Origin of the sequence: Massilia pinisoli (genome assembly GCF_024753285.1) — a bacterium.
Lineage (GTDB): Bacteria > Pseudomonadota > Gammaproteobacteria > Burkholderiales > Burkholderiaceae_D > Telluria > Telluria pinisoli.
Map to the genome: position 1 here is coordinate 1 of NZ_JANUGW010000023.1, position 20,616 is coordinate 20,616.

General features: G+C 67.9%; 14 protein-coding genes and 1 other RNA gene. 9 read left to right on the forward strand and 6 right to left on the reverse strand.

The features are described from left to right. Positions 1 to 134: 134 nt before the first annotated feature. Entirely contained in the window at positions 135 to 1,010 is an 876-nt protein-coding gene (locus NX784_RS23635) for a transglycosylase SLT domain-containing protein (protein ID WP_258819224.1), read from the reverse strand. A gap of 514 nt (positions 1,011 to 1,524) precedes the next feature. On the opposite strand from NX784_RS23635, the gene ubiD reads away from it, so the two are divergent. Together ubiD and ffs are read left to right on the forward strand one after the other, a co-directional pair. After that, positions 1,525 to 3,024 (forward strand): 4-hydroxy-3-polyprenylbenzoate decarboxylase, encoded by a 1,500-nt coding sequence (gene ubiD, locus NX784_RS23640; RefSeq protein WP_258819136.1) that lies wholly within the window; start codon positions 1,525 to 1,527, stop codon positions 3,022 to 3,024. A 105-nt stretch (positions 3,025 to 3,129) separates the two neighbouring features. After that, an RNA gene (gene ffs, locus NX784_RS23645) (signal recognition particle sRNA small type) lies at positions 3,130 to 3,228 on the forward strand. A 55-nt stretch (positions 3,229 to 3,283) separates the two neighbouring features. On the opposite strand, the gene NX784_RS23650 is transcribed toward ffs, so the two are convergent. After that, positions 3,284 to 3,955, reverse strand: coding sequence for a hypothetical protein (locus NX784_RS23650; RefSeq protein ID WP_258819137.1), 672 nt, complete (start codon positions 3,953 to 3,955; stop codon positions 3,284 to 3,286). 95 nt (positions 3,956 to 4,050) lie between these two features. Between NX784_RS23650 and NX784_RS23655 the strand changes: the two genes are divergently transcribed. The 7 genes from NX784_RS23655 (at position 4,051) to NX784_RS23685 (ending at position 12,883) form a co-directional block, all read left to right on the forward strand. Further along, complete coding sequence (locus tag NX784_RS23655) at positions 4,051 to 6,264, forward strand: DNA polymerase III subunit gamma/tau (RefSeq protein WP_258819138.1); 2,214 nt, start codon at positions 4,051 to 4,053, stop codon at positions 6,262 to 6,264. Between the two features lie 63 nt (positions 6,265 to 6,327). Next, on the forward strand, positions 6,328 to 6,654 hold the full coding sequence (locus tag NX784_RS23660; protein WP_258819139.1) for a YbaB/EbfC family nucleoid-associated protein: 327 nt from the start codon (positions 6,328 to 6,330) through the stop codon (positions 6,652 to 6,654). Between the two features lie 10 nt (positions 6,655 to 6,664). Further along, positions 6,665 to 6,955 carry a YciI family protein gene (locus NX784_RS23665; RefSeq protein WP_258819140.1) on the forward strand — a complete coding sequence of 97 codons (291 nt, stop codon included), beginning with the start codon at positions 6,665 to 6,667 and terminating at the stop codon, positions 6,953 to 6,955. Between the two features lie 20 nt (positions 6,956 to 6,975). Next, positions 6,976 to 7,566, forward strand: a complete 591-nt coding sequence (recR, locus tag NX784_RS23670; RefSeq protein ID WP_258819141.1) for a recombination mediator RecR — start codon at positions 6,976 to 6,978, stop codon at positions 7,564 to 7,566. Positions 7,567 to 7,796: 230 nt separating this feature from the next. Next, positions 7,797 to 8,960 carry a glycosyltransferase gene (locus NX784_RS23675; RefSeq protein ID WP_258819142.1) on the forward strand — a complete coding sequence of 388 codons (1,164 nt, stop codon included), beginning with the start codon at positions 7,797 to 7,799 and terminating at the stop codon, positions 8,958 to 8,960. Further along, a complete protein-coding gene (locus NX784_RS23680) occupies positions 8,929 to 10,269 on the forward strand; it encodes a polysaccharide deacetylase family protein (protein ID WP_258819143.1) in 1,341 nt (446 codons plus the stop codon). The genes NX784_RS23675 and NX784_RS23680 overlap by 32 nt, the downstream gene beginning before the upstream one ends. Positions 10,270 to 10,480: 211 nt before the next feature. Continuing rightward, positions 10,481 to 12,883, forward strand: a complete 2,403-nt coding sequence (locus NX784_RS23685) for a penicillin acylase family protein (RefSeq protein WP_258819144.1) — start codon at positions 10,481 to 10,483, stop codon at positions 12,881 to 12,883. A 9-nt stretch (positions 12,884 to 12,892) separates the two neighbouring features. Here NX784_RS23685 and NX784_RS23690 read toward each other — a convergent pair whose 3' ends face one another. From NX784_RS23690 to NX784_RS23705, 4 genes are all read right to left on the reverse strand, one after another. Continuing rightward, complete coding sequence (locus NX784_RS23690; RefSeq protein WP_258819145.1) at positions 12,893 to 15,043, reverse strand: putative bifunctional diguanylate cyclase/phosphodiesterase; 2,151 nt, start codon at positions 15,041 to 15,043, stop codon at positions 12,893 to 12,895. A gap of 1 nt (position 15,044) precedes the next feature. After that, complete coding sequence (locus tag NX784_RS23695) at positions 15,045 to 17,879, reverse strand: hybrid sensor histidine kinase/response regulator (protein ID WP_258819146.1); 2,835 nt, start codon at positions 17,877 to 17,879, stop codon at positions 15,045 to 15,047. A 342-nt stretch (positions 17,880 to 18,221) separates the two neighbouring features. Next, a complete protein-coding gene (locus NX784_RS23700; RefSeq protein ID WP_056127383.1) occupies positions 18,222 to 18,419 on the reverse strand; it encodes a YbdD/YjiX family protein in 198 nt (65 codons plus the stop codon). Beyond that, complete coding sequence (locus NX784_RS23705) at positions 18,419 to 20,494, reverse strand: carbon starvation CstA family protein (RefSeq protein WP_258819147.1); 2,076 nt, start codon at positions 20,492 to 20,494, stop codon at positions 18,419 to 18,421. Before NX784_RS23705 ends, NX784_RS23700 begins: the two co-directional genes overlap by 1 nt. Positions 20,495 to 20,616 lie beyond the last annotated feature (122 nt).

Below are 20,616 nucleotides of genomic sequence, written 5' to 3' on the forward strand. Positions count from 1 at the left end.
TTTTTATTGTACTGACCGGCCCGCGCGTAGGGTGGACGGCTCGCCGTCCACCCTACGTGAGGACAAGGCCGCGCACAAAAAATGAAAGCCACCGCGGCTTGCGCCAACGGTGGCTTTCGACCAGGAAGGGTACGTCAGAGACCGGCGACCGTTTCGCCGCTCTGGGCGCTGCTGCCCTGCGCCGTGTCGACGGACGTCGTGTCCGTCTTCGGCTGCGTGCCGGCAGTTTTCAGCGTCGTGCTCGGGACCGTAGGCTGGGCCGGCGGGAAATAAATCGGGACGTTCTTGCCGCTGGCGACCTGTTTCAGTCGCTTGTATTCCGTCAGGACTTTCGAGCCGTAGCCGGAGTCGTCCTCGGCCGCGCCGGCGCCGACGTAGCTCTTCAGCGCGCCTTCGACGGAGCCCGTGCGGTTCACGTAGTCCTTCAGGATCAGCGCGCCGACGCGGATGTTGGCCACAGGGTTCAGCGCGGCCTGCGAGCCGCCGACTTCCTGGAACTTGTCGCTGTGGACCTTCGACATCACCTGCATCAGGCCCTGCGCGCCCACCGGGCTTTCCGCGAACGGATTCAGGCCCGATTCGATGGCCATCACGGCCAGGATCAAGAGCGGGTCGAGCTTGATCTCGTGCGCCGTGCTGTACGCCGTCGAGACGAGCATGTTGGCGGCGTCGCCGGCCACGCGGTAGCGGCGCGACAGCCAGTCCGTCACGTACTTCTGCTGGCGCGACGGGCGCTCGGACGCCTTGTTGTCCGCGTTGGCGGTCTCGACGGCGTCCGCGGCATGCGCGGCAACGAGTTGGACCGAAGCATTGGCGACGACCGGCGCCTGCGCGCTCTGGTGCGGGCTCAGGAAATCCGACACCCGTTTGGCAAAATCGGGGCGGCTGTACAGCAGGGCAATCATTGCTACTGCGGAAAGACCGAAAACGGTCAAGGTATGTTGTGCGGTGGTCAAAACACCGCGTGCCGCTTTGATCACGGAAGACCACGTGACTGGCTGGCTGGCCATCTGTTGGACGAGCCTTGCGCTCGTACCGATGAATCGATGGATCATCGTCTCTCCTTTGTCGCGGAAAAAGTCATCCCTGCGCAGCGCGTAAGCGCAGCGTTTGAGCGTACTCATGCCGTGCATCAGAAAACCGTCCGTCGCCGCTGCCTGCGGTCGAGGAACGCCGTCATTGCTTGCTTCAGCTGGGCCGCGCTGCGATGGAGGCGCCCAGTGGCTAAACAACTGTCTCGGGGTTGGTTGGGCAGACGCCCAGTGAAAACACTCCTAAAATGTCGCTGGGGCCCCGACCCCGTGAAAGAATGAGACCGGCTAAAATCACGTGCTGGACGGGCCCGTCTCAATTTGTAGGCGGATTGTAGAAGCTCGTTTATATCAAGTCAATACTAGCACTATCGTGCGTTATTACTTTTTGATCTAATATTCGCACTCGCGCTCATCAATTCTTTGGCAAATCAACCACTTGCCGGCGATTGTTAGCATTCCTCAAAAGATGTAAAAAAGAATTAAAAAATCAATGAACTACTCTGATTTACGGGATTTTATTGCTAAGTTGCAAGAAATCGATGACTTCAAGCGCGTATCAGCGCCTATTTCACCGAATCTCGAGATGACGGAGGTGTGCGACCGCGTGCTGCGCGCCGGCGGCCCCGCGCTGCTGTTCGAGAACCCCGTCGGCCCCGGCGGCAAGGCGTATCCGATCCCCGTGCTGGCCAACCTGTTCGGCACGCCGCGCCGCGTCGCGCTGGGCATGGGCGCTGACGACGTCAGCGAATTGCGCAAGATCGGCCACGTGCTCGCGCGCCTGAAGGAGCCGGAACCGCCGAAGGGATTCCGCGACATCATGGACCTCGGCTCGCTGGTAAAAGCCGTCTGGGACATGGCGCCGAAGGAAGTGAAGGGCGCCCCGTGCCAGGAGATCGTGTGGGAAGGCCAGGACGTCGACCTCGCGCGCCTGCCCATTCAGCACTGCTGGCCGGGCGACATTGCGCCCCTCATCACGTGGGGCCTCGTCATCACGAAGGGACCGAACAAGAAGCGCCAGAACCTCGGCATCTACCGCCAGCAGGTGCTGGGGCCGAATAAGGTCATCATGCGCTGGCTCGCGCACCGCGGCGGCGCGCTGGACTTCCGCGAGCATTGCATCGCGAATCCCGGCAAGCCGTATCCCGTCGCGGTGGCGCTCGGCGCCGACCCGGCCACGATCCTCGGCGCCGTCACGCCCGTACCGGACACGCTGTCCGAATACCAGTTCGCGGGCCTGCTGCGGGGCCAGCGCACGGTGCTGACGAAGGCCATCGGCAGCGAGCTGCGCGTACCCGCGTCCGCCGAGATCGTGCTGGAAGGCCATATCTATCCGGACGAGAGCCACCCGTCCGGCTTCGAGCATGCGCTGGAAGGCCCGTACGGCGACCACACGGGCTATTACAATGAGCAGGACTGGTTCCCCGTGTTCACGATCGACCGCATCACGATGCGGCGCGACCCGATCTACCACTCGACCTACACGGGCAAGCCGCCCGACGAACCGGCCGTGCTGGGCGTCGCGCTGAATGAAGTGTTCGTCCCGCTGCTGCAGAAGCAGTTCACCGAGATCACGGATTTCTATCTGCCGCCGGAAGGCTGCAGCTACCGCATGGCCGTCGTGCAGATGAAGAAGCAGTACGCCGGCCACGCCAAGCGCGTGATGTTCGGCGTGTGGAGCTTCCTGCGCCAGTTCATGTACACGAAGTTCATCGTCGTCGTGGACGAGGACGTCGACGTGCGCGACTGGAAGGAAGTGATCTGGGCCATCACGACGCGGGTGGACCCGACGCGCGACACGGTCCTCGTCGACAACACGCCGATCGACTACCTCGACTTCGCGTCGCCGATCAGCGGGCTCGGCAGCAAGATGGGTATCGATGCCACGAACAAATGGCCCGGCGAGACGAACCGCGAGTGGGGGACGCCGATCGTGATGGCGCCGGACGTGAAGGCGCGCGTCGACGGCATCTGGCAGCAGCTCGGGTTGTGACCTGCATCAGCACATACTCTATATAGATATGCACGCAGCGTGGACTGCGCCGCCGCCGGGCAGCGCGGTTTGCCGCCATCCCCGTTACCGGTTATAATGCGAGCTGGCGGGCCCCTGCGCATTGTGGCATGGTTTACCTGGTCAGGTCGGGAACGAAGCAGCCAAAGCCGTTCACCGCAAGTGCCGCAGATCAGGCTCGCCTACTGATTACTTCAACAGCTGCCGCGGCAGCTGTTGTCGTTTGCGGCAGCCTGCAACGTCAGTCGTCGATCTCGGCCTCAAGCGGACGCGCCGACACCTCCACCAGCGGATTCTCCTTCAGCAGAGCGTCGTCGACGTTGAGCTTGACGTGGTTCTTCGCGTCGCTCGCGTAGCGCTTCTCGCCGCTTGCGGCCTTGATGGTCAACTGGGCCGGCTTGTCGAACTTGAAGATCACCGACTTCATCTTGGGCACGAACAGGCTCAGCGCGCCCGCGACCTTGCCGATCGCGGCGTTCGTCTGCGGGATGGCGCCCATCACGGAAGCGTAGCGCCACTGCGGCGTCTCCGGCAGCACGGCGCCCAGGTCGAAGCCCGTGCGCATCTTTTCTCCCTTCGGCAGGCTCGTCAAGATCTGCGCATCGTGCGCCATCCACTGCGGGTTCAGGGTCATGGGCGCGCGTCCGTTCGCATCCAGTGGCAGCGGGGTGCGGCTGGCGCCGTCCACGACGACGAGACCCGCATCCAGCGGCGAGATCGCCTTGTTCACCGGGACCAGCTTCACGTACAGGATCACCTTGTCGCGCTCGGCAGGGGGCAGGGCATCGAACTTGTCCAGCTTGATGATGTCGACCAGTTTGCGGTACGGCAGCCATTCGCGTTCGGCCGCGTGGAGGGGCAGGGCGAGCAGCAGGGACAGGCAGGCCAGCGGGAGTTGCAGGGCAGTTTTCATTTTTTCCGAATTGAAAGAAAAGCATCAGTGTAGGTGAATTCCCGATGAGCGTCTAATGTTGCCGCTTCCATCCCGGTCTACGGTAAAATCTCGGTATGTCCTATCAAGTCCTCGCCCGCAAATACCGTCCCCGGAACTTCGAAACGCTGGTCGGCCAGGAGCACGTGGTCCGTGCCCTGACGCATGCGTTGCGCACCGGGCGGCTGCATCACGCCTACCTGTTCACCGGCACGCGCGGGGTGGGCAAGACCACGCTGTCGCGCATCCTGGCCAAGTCGCTCAACTGCGTCGGGCCGGACGGCAACGGGTCGATCACGGCCGAACCGTGCGGCCAGTGCGAGCCGTGCCGCGCCATCGACGCCGGCCGCTTCGTCGATTACGTCGAGATGGACGCGGCGTCGAACCGCGGCGTCGACGAGATGGCCCAGCTGCTGGAGCAGGCGGTCTACGCGCCGAGCAATGCGCGCTTCAAGGTCTATATGATCGACGAGGTGCACATGCTGACGAACCACGCCTTCAACGCCATGCTGAAGACGCTGGAAGAGCCGCCCGAGCACGTGAAATTCATCCTCGCGACGACGGACCCGCAAAAGATTCCCGTGACCGTGCTGTCGCGCTGCCTGCAGTTCAACCTGAAGCAGATGCCGCCCGGTCACATCGTGGGCCACCTGGAAAACATCCTCGGCCAGGAAGGCGTGACCTTCGAACAGCCGGCATTGCGCCTGCTCGCGCAGGGCGCGCATGGTTCGATGCGCGACGCGCTGTCGCTGACCGACCAGGCCATCGCGTATGCCGCCGGCGCCGTCACGCTCGACGCCGTGCAGGGCATGCTCGGTGCGCTCGACCAGTCGTACCTCGTGCGCCTGCTGGATGCGCTCGCGAACGAGGACGGCGCCGACCTGATGGCCGTCGCCGACGAGATGGCCAGCCGCAGCCTGTCGTACAACGGCGCGCTGCAGGACCTCGGCACCTTGCTGCACCGGATCGCGCTCGCGCAGACGGTACCCGCCGCGCTGCCGGACGACTTGCCGGAACTGGCCGACATCCAGCGCCTGGCCACGCAATTCGATCCGCAGGAAGTGCAGCTGTTCTACCAGATCACCGTGCACGGCCGGAACGAGATCGGCCTCGCGCCCGACGAGTACGCGGGCTTCACGATGACGTTGCTGCGCATGCTGGCGTTCCGTCCGGGACAGGGCGGGGCCGACCAGGCCGCCGCGCCCGCGCCGGCCGCGCTGGCGCGCGCGATGCCGCAGGCGGCACCGATGCGTCCCGCCGCGGCGGCAGCTGCGCCGGCCGCCCAGGCCGCTCGTCCGGCAGCACCTGGCGCTGCGGCCGCGGCACCCGCGAGCGCGCCTGCGCCTGCGCCGTCCGCGCCGCCGGCCGCACAGGGCGGTGCCGGCCGTGCGATGACCTCGGCCCGCGCGGCCCTCGACGCCGCGCTGGAAGCGGCGCGCGCCGGTTCCCGGATGGGCGGCGTGCCGCGCCGTCCGGCTCCGTCGGGCGATGCGCCGGCCGCCGGTTCGCCGGCCGCCGGTTCGCCGGCCGCCGGTTCGCCGGCCTCTGCGGCACCGTCCGCGCCTGGCGCACCCGCCGCGCCGCCGGCGGCTTCGCCGGCCGCCGGGTCCGGTGCGACCGCCGCGTCCACGGCACCGTGGAATACGCAGCCGCAGGCCACGGCCCAGCCGCAGCCGGCGATGATGCGCCAGGCTCCCGCGCCGCAGTCGGTGCAGGGCCAGCCGGCCCGTGACGAGGCCTCGTCCGACGATGGCCCGCCGGCCTGGGTCACCGAATTTTCCGACGACACGGCCGTCGCGATGGATGCGCCGGCCGTCGCGGCACCGTCCGCGCCCGCGCGCGTCGCCGCCCCGTCCGCGCCGCCGTATGCCTACGTCATCACGCCCGTCCCGGCGATCGCCTGGGACGGCAACTGGCCCGCATTGGCGGCGTCGCTGCCGCTGCGCGGCGTGGCCCAGCAACTGGCTTTCCAGACCGAACTGGTCGAGTGCGTGGCCGACGGCGCGGCCGCGACGTTCCGCCTGCGCGTCCCCGTGGACACCCTGCGCGCCAGCGGCAACAGCGAAAAGCTGTGTGCCGCGCTGCAGGAACGCTTCCCGGCCGTGCGTGTGAACGTCGAGACGGAAATCGCGCCGACCTGGTACACGGCCAACGCAGAGGCGAAGGCAAGGCGCGAGCGGCTGCAGCGCGAGGCCGAGGCGGTCGTCGACGCCGATCCGTTCGTGCAGGACATGGCGCGCACGTTCGACGCGTTCGTCGTGCCCGGGTCCGTCCGGCCGATCGCGACCTGATCCCGAATCGCACCGTCAAACCGTATAAACGATTTACTCATCCAACGCATTGGAGAACACATCATGATGAAAAACCAGCTCGCAGGCCTCATGAAGCAGGCGCAGGCCATGCAGGACAATATGAAGAAAGCGCAGGACCAGCTGGCCCAGATCGAGGTCGAAGGTCAGTCCGGTGCGGGCCTCGTGAAGGTCGTCATGACGTGCAAGAACGACGTCAAGCGCGTGTCGATCGACCCGTCGCTGCTCGGTGACGACCGTGACATGCTGGAAGACCTCGTGGCCGCCGCGTTCAACGACGCCGTGCGCAAGGCCGAGGCGACCGCCGCCGAAAAGATGAATGGTCTGACGGCCGGCCTGCCGCTGCCGCCGGGCTTCAAGATGCCGTTCTGATGCTCAGTTCATGTTTATCGTTACGCTGACTTATACGGCGCCGCTCGAGCGCATCGATGGCTACCTGCCGGCGCACCGCGCCTGGCTGGAAACGCTGTATGCGCGCGGGCTGTTGCTGATGTCCGGACGCAAGGAGCCGCGCGACGGCGGCATCCTCATCGCCCATGCGGCCAGCCGCGCCGAGCTCGACGCCGTGCTGCGCGACGACCCGTTCGCGCAGGCCGGCCTCGCGACCTATGCGGTCACGGAATTCGTGCCCACCATGACCGCCGAGGCGCTGTCGGCCTGGCGCGCACAGTAAGCCGGCCCGGCGGAGATCCCATGTCCAAATCGCTCGACTTTCTCACCGAGGCCTTGCGCCGCCTGCCGGGTGTCGGACCGAAGTCGGCGCAGCGCATGGCCTTCCACCTGCTGCAGCACGACCGTGAAGGCGCGGCCATGCTGTCGCGCGCACTGTACCAGGCCGTCGACGCCGTGCATCACTGCGCGATGTGCAACACCTTCTCGGAAACGGAAGTGTGCGACCTGTGTTCGGACGAGGAACGCGACCGCACCTTGCTGTGCGTCGTCGAAACGCCGGCCGACCAGATGATGATCGAGCAGACCTTGACGTACAAGGGCTTGTACTTCGTGCTGATGGGCCGGCTGTCGCCGCTGGACGGCATCGGCCCGAAGGACCTGCACCTGGAAAAGCTGGTCGGCCGCGCGGCCGACGGCAACGTCAAGGAAGTGGTGCTCGCCACCAATTTCACCAACGAGGGCGAGGCGACCGCCCACTACATCAGCGAGATGTTGAAGGCGCGCGGCCTGAAGGTCAGCCGCCTTGCGCGCGGCGTTCCCGTCGGGGGCGAGCTCGAGTATGTGGACGCGGGCACCATCGCGCGCGCCATGCTCGACAGGCGAAGTGCATAATGGGCCTCCCCAAAAGGGAGCACGGCCCTCGTCGCCCGGCAACGACTGAACCGCACCGGCGCTGAGCCACCGGTCCGCGCTTGCGCGGCCGCGATGGGCCGGCCGGACGTTTAGCCGCGCATGCGTCGCGACACCGGCTCCCGGCAGCAGGCGTTGTCCGCTTGGCAGTGCGCAAACCCGGCGCACCTGCCACGCTGCTATCCTGGGGATACTTTGACCGGATCCCAAGCATGCACCTCGTCGACATCACGATGTTTTACGCGGCCGAAGGAGGCGGCGTCAGCACCTATCTGAACGCCAAAGCGCACTGGCTCGCGCGGCGCAGCCGCGTGCGCCACACGATCATGAGCTCCAACGTGGAGACTTCCGGCAACACCGTCCCCGCGCTCGTCAAGATCCCGTCGACCGTCGTGCCGGGCTTTCACGGCTTTCGCATGCCGCTGTCCGTCGAAGGGCCGGCGCGGCTGTTGAAAGCCGTCCGGCCCGACGTCGTCGAGGCGGGCGACGCCGGGCATTGCGCGTGGGCGGCGCTGCGCATGCGCAAGCGCTACGACATCCCCGCCGTCGCCTTCTATCACTCCGACCTGCCGGGCCTCGTGCGGCCGCGCTTCGGCCGCTGGATCGCGCGCGGCACGTGCCGCTATCTCGCCAACCTGTACCGTCAGTTCGACCTCGTGCTGGCGCCCAGCCGCATCATGGTCGACTATCTGGATGCGATCGGCGTGCCCGGCGCCGTGCATCAACCGCTCGGCATCGACAGCAGCGTATTCCGCCCGCAGCGCCGCGTTGCGACCTTGCGCGAACACCTGGGTCTCGACCCGGACACCCGCCTGCTCGTGTATGCGGGCCGCTTCACGCCGGAAAAAAAGCTGCACGTGCTCATCGACGCCGTGCGGCTGCTGGGCGCCCCTTACCACCTGGTCCTCGTGGGCGGCGGCGACGCGCTGCCGTTCTGCGACCGCGTGACGCACATCGGGTTCCAGCATGACCAGCGCCAGCTTGCTCGCCTGCTCGCCAGCTGCGACGTGCTCGTGCACCCTGGCGACCGCGAAACGTTCGGCCTGATCGTGCTCGAGGCGATGGCGTGCGGCCTGCCCGTCGTCGCCACGAACAAGGGCGGCGTGGCCGAGCTGGTCGATGCGGAGACGGGTATCCTGGCCGAGCCGAACGACGTCGCCAGCCTGGCCGGCGCGATCGAGGCCATCTACCAGCGCGACCTCGTACGCATGGGCCAGGCGGCCCGGCGCAGAGCGGTCGAGCGCTACGACTGGAACGAAATCCTGCCGCAGGTGGTGGGCCGCTACGAGGCATTGGTGGGCGGTCATCCATATGTGGAGCAGGATGTCATCGATGAGGTGATGCATGAAAGAGAGCGCTTCCGTGTCGCAGACTGACCACCCAAGCGACGCCCAGATGCTGTGCGTGTCGATCCACGACGTGGCCCCCGCCACGTGGACCGATTGCCTGCGCCTCGTGGAGGCCGTGCGCGCTGTGGCCGACGTGCCGCTGACGTGGCTCGTCGTGCCGCACTATCACTTCCGCCCGGAACAGTCGCCAGGCATGGAAGCCTGCTTGAACGTGGCGCTGGAACGGGGCGACGAGCTGGCACTGCACGGCTACAGCCACCTTGACACGGAAGCGGCCGGCGGTGGCTTGCGTTCCCGTTTCCTGCGCAATGTGTACACGCGGCGCGAAGGGGAATTCGCCGCGCTGACGGAAGCGGAAGCACGGCGCCGGCTGGAACTCGGCCTCGAGTGGTTCGCGGCGCGCGGCTGGACGCCGACCGGATTCGTGCCGCCGGCCTGGCTGCTGGGCGAGGGCGCCTGGCGCGCGCTGCGCGATGCGCCGTTCGACTACACGACGACGTTCAGCCATTTTCACTGCCTGCCGCGCGCGTACGACGAGGACGCGCACGCGCACGCGCACGCGACGTCTGCGCCGCGGTCGGCTGAGCGATCGGCGCGCGGGCAGGTGCGCCACGGTGCCGGCAACGCGCAAGACCGTCGCGGCGGCCACGGCGTGAGCGTTCAGTCCGGAGGCGGGAGCGTGCAATATGGCGGGGGAAATTACTCCGGGCAGGGCAGTCCGAGCAGGCAGTTTGATGCAGCCAACTGGACGGGCGCGCGTGCGCCCGGAGACCGGGCCGACGTGCACGGCCGACATGACGCAGGCAGCCGCACCGCGCTTGGTCAGCACGACCCGCTGGCATCGCTGGAACCGCCGGAGCCGCAGCAGCCGCAACAGCGAGCGCCGCAGCCGCAGCCGCCAGCGCTGCGGGAGCCGCTCGACTTGCAGGGACTGCAGTCTTCCGACGACCCGCGCCGCCCATTCACGCAAAACAACCGCCGCGGCACGCACGCGATCCTGTCGCCGTCGCTCGTGTACGCGGCGCGCAACCGCAGCGGGCGTATCCTGTCGCCCCGCGTGGCCGACGCCACGGCGGCCATGCTGGCGCAGTCGCCGCTTGTGCGCTTCAGCCTGCACCCGCCCGATTCCCGCTACCCGGAACTCGTGCGGCACATCCAGCGCGTGCTGGAACGCCTGCTCGAGCGGCGCGAGGCCGTGACGAAGGCCGAGTTTGCGCGCCGCCTCGTGCGCGGCTTCACCAATACGGACCCCATCAGCCGCCCCTCCCATAGCCAAGACCCCAGCCGGAGCAGCCCGGCGGCGGCTCAGCGTGCCGCAAATCGTACCTCGTGCTGAGACCGATCACGCACATGCGCCACGCGTCCTAGTCTCCTTCCGTTTCCAAAGCGCGCGTCCTGCGCGCCTGTGGACAGCGTAGAGGATGGCCCGCGCGCACGATCGAGCCCGCTCAATCGTGGGCAGGGAACCAACGCGGGCAAGGACGGTCACGTACTCGCCCCGCGCCGGGATTTCTGGCAAGATGCGTTTTTTTCCAAGGATGAGCGGCATGGGACGACGTGGATGGCGCAAGTGGGGGCCGCGGGTGGCGGCCGGGATCGTCGTGCTCCTGCTGCTCGTCGCGGGCGGTGCCTGGGCCGTGCTGCGCGCCAGCCTGCCCGAACTCGACGGCCAGCGCCGGTCGCCGCTGCTGTCGACATCCGTGACGGTGGCGCGCGACGCGAACGGCGTGCCGACGATCAGCGGCATCAGCCGGCTGGACGTCGCCTACGCCACGGGTTTCGTGCACGGCCAGGACCGCTTCTTCCAGATGGACCTGCTGCGCCGCAGCGCCGCCGGCGAGCTGGCCGAGCTGTTCGGTGCGAAGGCACTGCCGCTCGACCGCGCACACCGGCTGCACCGCTTCCGCGCCCGCGCGGAGCAGGTGCTGCAGCGCATGACGCCGGCCGAGCGCGCGCTGCTGGACCGCTACGCCGCCGGCATCAACGACGGCGTGAACGCCCTGCATGCGCGGCCGTTCGAATACCTGCTGAGCCGCAGCACGCCGCGTCCGTGGACACCGGCCGATTCGCTGCTTGCGATGTGGGCCATGTATTTCGACCTGCAGGGCAACCAGGAACCGCGTGAACTGGCGCGGGGCTGGCTGGCTGGCCACACCGACCCGGCCCAGCTGGCATTCCTGCTGCCGGAAGCGTCCCGCTGGGATACGCCGCTGGACGCGCCCGCCGTCGCGCTGACGCCGGCACCCATTCCGCCCACGGCGCCCGCGTGGTGGGGCCGCAAGGACGGCGTCCCGGCACGGCAGGTGGCGGGTGTCGCGTTCACGGATGCCGTCGGCAGCAACAACTACGCCATCGCCGGCACGCGCACGGCGCACGGCGGGGCCATCGTCTCGGACGACATGCATCTTGGACTGCAACTGCCGAACACGTGGTACCGCGTCGAGCTGCAATTCGTGGATGCGCATGGCCAGCCGCGCCGCGTCGTCGGCGTGACCTTGCCGGGGACGCCGCCCGCCGTCATCGTCGGCAGCAATGGCCGCGTGGCGTGGGCCTTCACGAACAGCTATGCGGACACGCTCGACCTCGTCCGCCTGGGCACCGCGCGCGATCACCCGGGCCAGGTGCGCCTGCCGTCCGGCTGGGAAACGCCGGTGGCGCACACGGAGACGGTGCGCGTGAAGGGCGAGCCGGCGCAGTCGCTGACCGTGCTGGAGACGAGCCTGGGGCCCATCCGCACGGTCGACGGCACGATGTACGCCGTGCACTGGGTGGCGCACTCGCCCGAGTCGCTGAACTTGAACCACCTGAAGCTGGAAGCGTCGACGAACCTCGACGAGGCGGTGGCCGCCGCGGCGAGCGACGGCATCCCCGCGCAGAACGTCGTCCTCGGCGACGACCGCGGCGGCATCGCCTGGACCATCGGCGGCGCGCTGCCGCACCGGACGCAGGGTGGCGTGGCCGTCTCGTTCCCGCTCGCCGCCGACGGCGCCGTGGCCACGTGGGACAGTCTGCTGGCGCCGGAGCAGCATCCGCGCGTCGTGAACCCGCCCGGCGGCCAACTGGTGACGGCGAACAGCCGCCAGCTCGCGGGCGACGGGGCGCAGGTGATCGGCGACGGCGGCTTCGACCTGGGCGCGCGCGTCAACCAGCTGAGCGGCAACGTGCGCCAGCTCGGCGACAAGGCCGACGTGCCGGCCGCGTTCCAGGCCTCGCTCGACGACCGCGCGCTGTTCATCGCGCAGTGGCGCGAGCGCGCGCTGGCGGCACTGGATGCCGGCGCGCTCGCCAACCATCCGCAGCGCGCCGAGTTCCGCCGCCTGCTGGAGACAAGCTGGGACGGGCGCGCGAGCACGACGTCCGTCGGCTACCGCCTGGCGCGCCAGTTCATGTGGTCGCTGCACGACGTGCTGTTCGGCGGCGTCGACGCGGAACTCGCGAAGCTCGATCCGAAGGCCGGCATCGTCGTGGCGACGGCGCGCTGGCCGGAGGTCATCGCGCGCCTGCTGGACGCGCGTCCGACCGCGTGGCTGCCGGCCGGCTACGCCAGCTGGCAGGACCTGCAGCTGGCCGCCGTCGACCGCGCCATCGCCGACCTGACGGCGGACGGCGCGCCGCTCGCGCAGGCGACCTGGGGCCAGCGCAACACGGCCGCCATCGCGCACCCGTTCACGATCGCCGTGCCGGCGCTGCGCCGCTGGCTCAGCGCCCCGCCGGACCAATTGCCGGGCGACGGCAACATGCCGTGCGTCACGGGCCCGAAGTTCGGCCAGTCGGAACGCCTGACGGTGACGCCGGGCCGCGAGGAAGAGGGCTTGTTCGACATGCCGGGCGGGCAGAGCGGGCATCCGCTGTCGCCGTACTTCCTGAAGGGGCATGAGGATTGGGTGCGCGGCAAGCCCACGCCGCTGCTGCCGGGGGCGCCTGTGCACATGCTGACGTTCACCCGCTGACCGCGCGGCTCAGCGCGCGGTCGCAGGCACCCATAACTGCTGCAGCATCGCGGTCACCGCCTCGGCCGGCGCGGGGCGGCCGAGATAAAAGCCCTGCACGAGGTCGCAGCCGTATTCCTCCAGCAGATCGAGCTGCTCGCCCGTCTCGACGCCTTCCGCGACGACGATCATCTTGAGGCCGTGCGCCATCGCGATGATGGCGCGCGTGATCGCGGCGTTCTCGGAATCCTGAGGCAGGCCGCTGATGAAGCTGCGGTCGATCTTCAGCGCGCGCACGTCGAAGCGCTTCAGGTAGTTCATCGACGAATAGCCGGTGCCGAAATCGTCGATCGACAAATACACGCCGATGCCGCGCAGCTGTTCCAAGGTCGCCAGCGTGGCTTTCGCGTCGTCCATCAGCGTGCCCTCCGTCAGCTCCAGTTCCAGCAGGCGCGGATCGAGGCCCGTGTCGTGCAGCGCGGACACCACGATCTGCGACAGGTTCTCGTCCTTGAACTGCTTGGCCGACAGATTGACGGCCATGCGCACCGGACGGCGCGTCAGCTTCTGCCAGTGGCGCGCCTGCGTGCACGCCGTGCGCAGCACCCATTCGCCGATCGGCACGATCAGGCCCGTCTCCTCGGCCAGCGGGATGAATTCGTTCGGCGAGACGATCCCGCGCTCCGCGTGGCGCCAGCGCACCAGGGCTTCCACGCCCACGATCTCGGACGAGCGCACATCGAGCTGCGGCTGGTACAGCAGGTACAGCTCGTTGTTCTGCAGCGCACGGCGCAGGCCGACTTCCAGCTTCACGTGGCTCATGATCTGCATCGTCAGCGACGACGAGTACAGCTTCGCGTTGTTCTTGCCGCAGTTCTTTGCGTGGTACATCGCCGTGTCGGCGAATTTCAGCAGCGACGTGCAGTCGTCGCCGTCTTCGGGGAACAATGAGATGCCGATGCTGGCGGTGACGAAGATCTCGTTGCCCTCGATGAGGAACGGACGGCGCATGGCGTCCTTCACGCGGTGCGCCACGTTGAGCGCATGTTCGACCCGTTCGAGGTCGGGGATCAGGATCGTGAATTCGTCGCCGCCCAGGCGCGCGAGGTTCGTGTCCGCGCTTGTGCCCATGTCGGCGCGCGGCAGCAGCTCGCCGCGCGACAATAAATCGTTGGGACGGATCGTCTCGCGCAGGCGGTCCGACACCTGCTTCAGCAACTGGTCGCCCACGTCGTGGCCCAGCGTGTCGTTGATGCGCTTGAACGCGTCGAGGTCCATGAACAGCACGGCGAACTTCTTGTTGCCGATTTTCGAGCGCTGCAGCTCGCGCTCCAGCGTCTCGAGGAATGCCTGGCGGTTCGGGATGCCGGTCAGGCTGTCGCAGTACGCGAGGCGCCGGATCTGTTCTTCCGCGCGTTTTCTCTCGCTGATGTCGCGCACGAGGCCCAGCACCTCGTCCGGCCCCGTGGCGACGAGGCGCGCCTCGACGTGCTGCGGTTCGCCGAAGCGCATCAATTCGTATTCGATCGAGCGTACCTGGCGCACGTTCAGCGCCATCGCCACCTGTTCGAGCAGGCGTTCGGCGATGTCGCGCGGCAGCACGTCCGTCACGTGGCGGCCGACGAGCGTCTCGTCGCCCGCCGCGTCGTGCGCGCCGTGCCCGCGACCTTCGCGACCCGGCTCGTAATCGAGGTAGACGCCGTCGCGCGACATGCGGAAGAACGTGTCGGGAATGGCCGCGAGCACGGCGCGGTTCTGGGCGTCGGCGATGCGCAGGCGCACGATGGCGTCGGACGCGCGCAGCACGTACAGCACGCGGTGGCCGAGGATGGGCCAGTTGATCGGCTTCGACACGAAGTCGGTGGCGCCGGCCTCGTAGGCGTTCGTGACGGCTTCCAGGTCGTCGCCGCCCGTGACCATCACGATGGGGACCGTCGCGCCGTTCGGCAGGTCGCGGATCGCGCGGCAGGCGGCAAAGCCGTCCATCTTCGGCATCTCGACGTCCAGCAGGATCAGGTCGGGCGTGCGCGCGTGCGCGAGGGCCACGGCCTGTGCGCCGTCCGCGGCCTCGATGCCGGTCAGGCCGACGCTGTCCAGCATCTCGAGCATCAACAGGCGCATCACCGGGTCGTCGTCCGCGACCAACACAGTGCCGCGCTGGCGGGTGGAGTGGGCTGGCATGTCAGGTTTCCTTTTCGAGGATGGCGGAGAGCGAATGCCGGACGGCCTGGAATTCGTGCTCCATGTCGGTCAGGATCGCATCGGCGCCTTCGGTGGTGTCGGCACGGCCCAGGTGCTCCATCGCCTTGCACATCGCGGCGAGGGCTTCGGCGCCCACGTTGGCGCTGGCCGATTTCAGCGTGTGCGCGATGCGCCGCACGTTGCCCGTGTCGAGGCCGTCGATGGCGTCCTGGAGCTGGCGCAGCTGCTGCGGCGCGTCGTCGACGTAGGCGGCGATCACCTTTTGCACGAGGGCGTCGCCCCGTTCGCGCGACAGCGCGCGGATCTTCTCCAGCGCGGCGCGGTTGATCACGTCGCGCTGGATCACGTCGACGGATTCGCGCGGCAGCCGTGGCGGCGCGTCGTCGTGGTGTACGGTGGCCGCCAGCGGCAGCGCCATCCAGCGTCCGATCACGGCCGCCAGCTCCTGCAGGCTGAACGGCTTCGACAGATAGTCGTCCATGCCGGCCGCGAGGCACGCTTCGCGGTCGCCCTGCAGCGCGTTCGCCGTGATGGCGATGATCGGGAGCACGCGGCCGCGGCCCGCCTCGCGCTCCTCGCGCCGGATGGCGGCCGTCGCGGCGAAGCCGTCCATCACGGGCATCTGGCAATCCATCAGCACCGCGTCGTACGTGTTGTTCCGGACCGCCTGCAGCGCATCCTGTCCGTTGCGGGCGCAATCGACATGCAGGTCGAGGCTTTCCAGCATGGCGCGCGCCACTTCGATGTTGACGGGATTGTCCTCGGCCAGCAGTACGCGCCGCGTGCGCGGACGGTGGGCGTCCAGCTGCAGGGGGCGCGGCGGCAGAAAGCGGGGCGCCGGCGCCACCTGGCCGCGCGGCGGCGTCGCGAGGCAGGCGAACAGGTCGGCCGCGCGCGCCGGCTTGATCAGCTGGTACGCGACGCCTGCCTCGCGCCGCTGCACGGGGTCGGCGGCCAGGCGTTCGGGGCTCAGCAGGACGAGCCGCGTCGCGCGGGTGGCGGGGTCGGACTTGATCTGCGCGGCCAGCAGCAGGCCGCTCGTGTGCGCCAGTTCCATGTCGAGGATCGCGGCGTCGTACGGTTCGCCGGCGCGCGCCGCCTCGTCCAGGCGGGCCAGCGCTTCGTCCGCGCCGTCCGCCGCGTCGCACGCGATGCGCCACGTGGCCAGGTGGCGTTCGAGCCCCACGCGGCTCGTCTCGCTCTCGTCGACGAGGAGCACGCGCAGGCCGTCGATCGTGTGCTGGTGGTCGCCCGGCGCGTCGGGGTCGACGCGGCGTTTGTCGAAGGCGACCGTGAACCAGAACACGGAGCCCTGTGTCAGAGCGTTCTCCACGCCGATGGCGCCGCCCATCAGTTCCACGAGCTGCTTGGAGATCGCGAGCCCCAGCCCCGTGCCGCCATATTTTCTCGTCGTCGAATCGTCGGCCTGCGAGAACGCCTCGAAGATGCGGCTGCGCGCTTCCCTCGAGATGCCGATGCCCGTGTCGTGCACTTCGAAGCGCAGCATCACGGCCTGGTTGTCCTCGCTCGCGATACGCACCTTGGCGAGGATGCGGCCGTGGTCCGTGAACTTGAGCGCGTTGCCGAGCAGGTTCGCCATGATCTGGCGCAGGCGGTTCGGGTCGCCGCAGATGGCGACGGGGATGTCGTTGGCGATGTCGAAGTGGAGCAGGATGTTCTTCGCCTCCGCCTGCGGCGTGTAGACCGTGTGGATGTCGTCGAGCAGGTCCCACAGGTTGAAATTGATGTACTCGACGGTGAGCTTGCCGGCCTCGATCTTGGAAAAGTCGAGGATGTCGTTGATGATCACCAGCAGATGCTCGCCCGACTGTTTGACCAGGCGTGTGTAATTGCGCTGGGTCTCGGTGAGCTCCGTCCCCAGCAGCATTTCCGTCATGCCGAGCACGCCGTTCATCGGGGTGCGGATCTCGTGGCTCATCGTGGCGAGGAACGCGCTCTTCGCGCGACTTGCCGCCTCGGCCGCGTTCTTTGCCTTTTCCAGTTGCTCCGTGCGCACGCTGACCTGGCGTTCCAGTTCGTCGCGGTGGTGCGTGAGCGCGGCGCCGCGGCCTTCGACCTGCGCCAGCATGTTGTTGAAGCTGTCGATCAGCACGCCCAGTTCGTCGCTGCGGTTGTGGGCGATGCGCAACGTGTAGTTCTGGCTGGCCGATACCTTCTGCGCCGCGTTGATCAGCTTGCCGATCGGGTCGCCGATGCTGCGCCGCAGCCGCCGCGCCAGCACGAACGCCGTCGCCAGCGCGGCGCCCAGCGCGGCCGCCATCACGCCCAGCGCGCGCGCGATGTCCAGCCACACGGGCACGAGGTCGCTCTCGATCATCACGGCGCCCACGGGCGGCAACACGTGGCCGTCCGCGTCCGCCGGGGCACCGAGCACGCGGTAGACGCGCAGCAGCGGCAGCCACGGCAGGCTGCTCGCGCGCGCGGCGGCGTCGAGGGTGGCCGGTGCGAGGCCGTCCAGCGCCTCGTCCGCGGCGGCGGCACTGCCGGGCGCATGCCACGCGGCGAACGGCCGGCCCTGCGCGTCGTACAAGACTGCGGCAGCGACGCCGGGACGCGCCGCCAGCGCCGCCAGCAATTGCGCGCCCAGGCGGCGGTCGTTGAACTGCACGGCGTCGAGCGCGCCCTGCGCCACCACGGCGGCGAGCGCGTCCAGTTCCTGCCGCTCCGCGCGGCGCTGGCCGGTCACCGTCGCCACGGCGAACGCGACATAGACCACGAGCAGCGCGCTGGCCGCGGCCTGCAGGCACATGGACGTCAGTTTGCGGTTGAGGCTTGAGCGCTCGAGATTCAGCATGGGTAGACGGAGACTGCGGTCGGCGCTGCGAACGAACCTGTGGACACAGGCTCACCATGCAAGAAAGCAAATACTTGCAAGAAATGACTATAGGGGAGGGCCATGGCGCGCCGTTTGTGCTGGCGCAAAGTGGTGGGGGAGGACGAGGTAGGGGAAAAAATGAAAATGGACGCTCTCAGCGTCCATTTTGGCGACAATAGTTAGCGGATCGGGGCCTCGATAAACCGTCGCGAGCGGCCGCAGGTGTGGTCGAGAAGCGCAGCTGTACTGGCGTACAGCGAGCATCGCAGCCTGCGCGGCCCGGACCGACCTGCAACGCGCAGCAGGTTTAGCGAGGTCCCCTCAACAGCAACCGCCGCGCTTGCCGTTGCCGTAGCGGGCCTGCTGGCGCTCGCGGAAGAACTCCTCGTAGCTCATGACCGGTTGATCCGGATGGGTCTTTTCCATGTGCGCCACATAGGTGTCGTATTCCGGCAGGCCGACCATCAGGCGCATGCTTTGCCCGAGATAGCGGCCTGCCTGTGCGAGCGCCCCGAGCATCACTGCACCTCGGCCATCGATGCGGCGGGTGCCGCCACGTACGGCGTTTCCTGGGCGCTCGGGCGGGCGTTCTTGCGCGCCGCCAGCACCGTGCGGATGCCGTAGAGCAGCACCGCGAGCACGACGACCATGAAGAAGCCGCACAGCGTGGCGTCGACGTAGTCGTTGAAGACGATGCGGCCCATCTGGTCGAGCGACTTCGCCGGTGCCAGCACCTGGCCCTGGTCGAGCGCGGCCTGGAATTTGTGGGCGTGCGCCATGAAGCCGACCTTGACGTTCGGATCGAAGATCTTGAGCCAGCCCGCCGACAGCGTGCAGATCAGCAGCCAGACGGTCGGCACGATCGACACCCACGCGTACTGGCCGCGCTTCATCTTGAACAGCACGACGGTGCCCAAGGTCAGCGCGATACCGGCCAGCATCTGGTTGGCGATGCCGAACAGCGGCCACAACGTGTTGATGCCGCCCAGCGGATCGACGACGCCCTGGTACAGGAAGTAACCCCAGGCGGCGACGCACAGGCCGGTGGCGATGAGGTTCGCGGGCAGCGATTCCGTGCGCTTGAACGAGGGCACGAACGCGCCCAGCAGGTCTTGCAGCATGAAGCGGCCGGCACGCGTACCGGCATCGACGGCGGTCAGGATGAACAGCGCTTCGAACAGGATCGCGAAGTGGTACCAGAAGGCCATCATGACCTTGCCGCCGATGACGTTCGACAGGATGTGGGCCATGCCGACGGCCAAGGTCGGAGCGCCGCCGGCGCGCGAGATGATGGTGTGCTCGCCGACGTCTTTCGCGATCTGCGTCAGCTGGTCGGGCGTGATCACGAAGCCCCAGTTCGACACGGCGGCGGCCGCGGTCTGCGCGGTGGTGCCGATGACGGCGGCCGGGCTGTTCATCGCGAAGTAGACGCCCGGGTCGATCGTCGACGCGGCGACGAGGGCCATGATGGCGACGAACGATTCCATCAGCATGCCGCCGTAGCCGATGAAGCGGGCGTGCTGCTCGTTCTCGATCATCTTCGGCGTCGTGCCCGACGAGATCAATGCGTGGAAGCCCGACACGGCGCCGCATGCGATGGTGATGAACAGGAACGGGAACAGCGAGCCGGACCAGGCCGGGCCCGTACCGTCGATGAAGCGCGTGATCGACGGCATCTGCATCATCGGAGCGACGAACACGATACCCAGCGCGAGGCCGACGATGGTGCCGATCTTGAGGAACGTGGACAGGTAGTCGCGCGGCGCCAGCAGCAGCCACACGGGGATCACGGAGGCGACGAAGCCGTAGCCGATCAGCATCCACGTCAGCTGGGTGCCGGTGAAGTTGAACATCGCGCCCCAGGTGGCCGAGTCGTGCACGTACTGGCCGCCGGCGATGGCGCCGATCAGCAGCACGAAGCCGATCAGCGACACTTCGCCGATGCGGCCCACGCGGATGTAGCGCGAGTAGATGCCCATGAACAGCGCGATGGGGATCGTCGCCATCACGGTGAACGCACCCCACGGCGAGGCCGTCAGCGCCTTCACGACGATCAGCGCCAGCACGGCGAGGATGATCACCATGATCATGAAGGTACCGAACAGGGCGATCACGCCGGGGATCTCGCCCATCTCGGACTTGATCAGGTCGCCCAGCGAGCGGCCGTCGCGGCGCATCGAGATGAACAGCACCATGAAGTCCTGCACGGCGCCGGCGAACACGACGCCGGCCAGGATCCACAGCATGCCCGGCAGATAGCCCATCTGCGCGGCGAGCACGGGGCCGACCAGGGGCCCGGCGCCGGCGATGGCGGCGAAGTGGTGGCCGAACAGCACGTAGCGGTTCGTCGGCACGAAGTCGAGGCCGTCGTTGTATTTGTAGGCCGGGGTCTGGCGGCGGGCGTCGAGACCCATCACCTTGTCGGCGATGAAGCGGCTGTAGAAGCGGTACGCGATGAGATAGACGCAGACGGCCGCGACGACGACCCAGACGGCATTGATGGATTCGCCGCGCTTCAGGGCGACGTAGGCGAGCGAGGCGGCGCCCGCGAGCGATAGGGCAGCCCAGCCGAGCTGGCTTGTGAGACGTTTCATGTTGACTCCTCCGATTGGATGCGCTGCCGGACCGGTCGATGCCGGCTTGCTTGGATTGCAGCGTGCCTGTCAGTATCTTGCACGGGTCGGCACGGGACAAGCGCATGATTACGCAGCGCTCT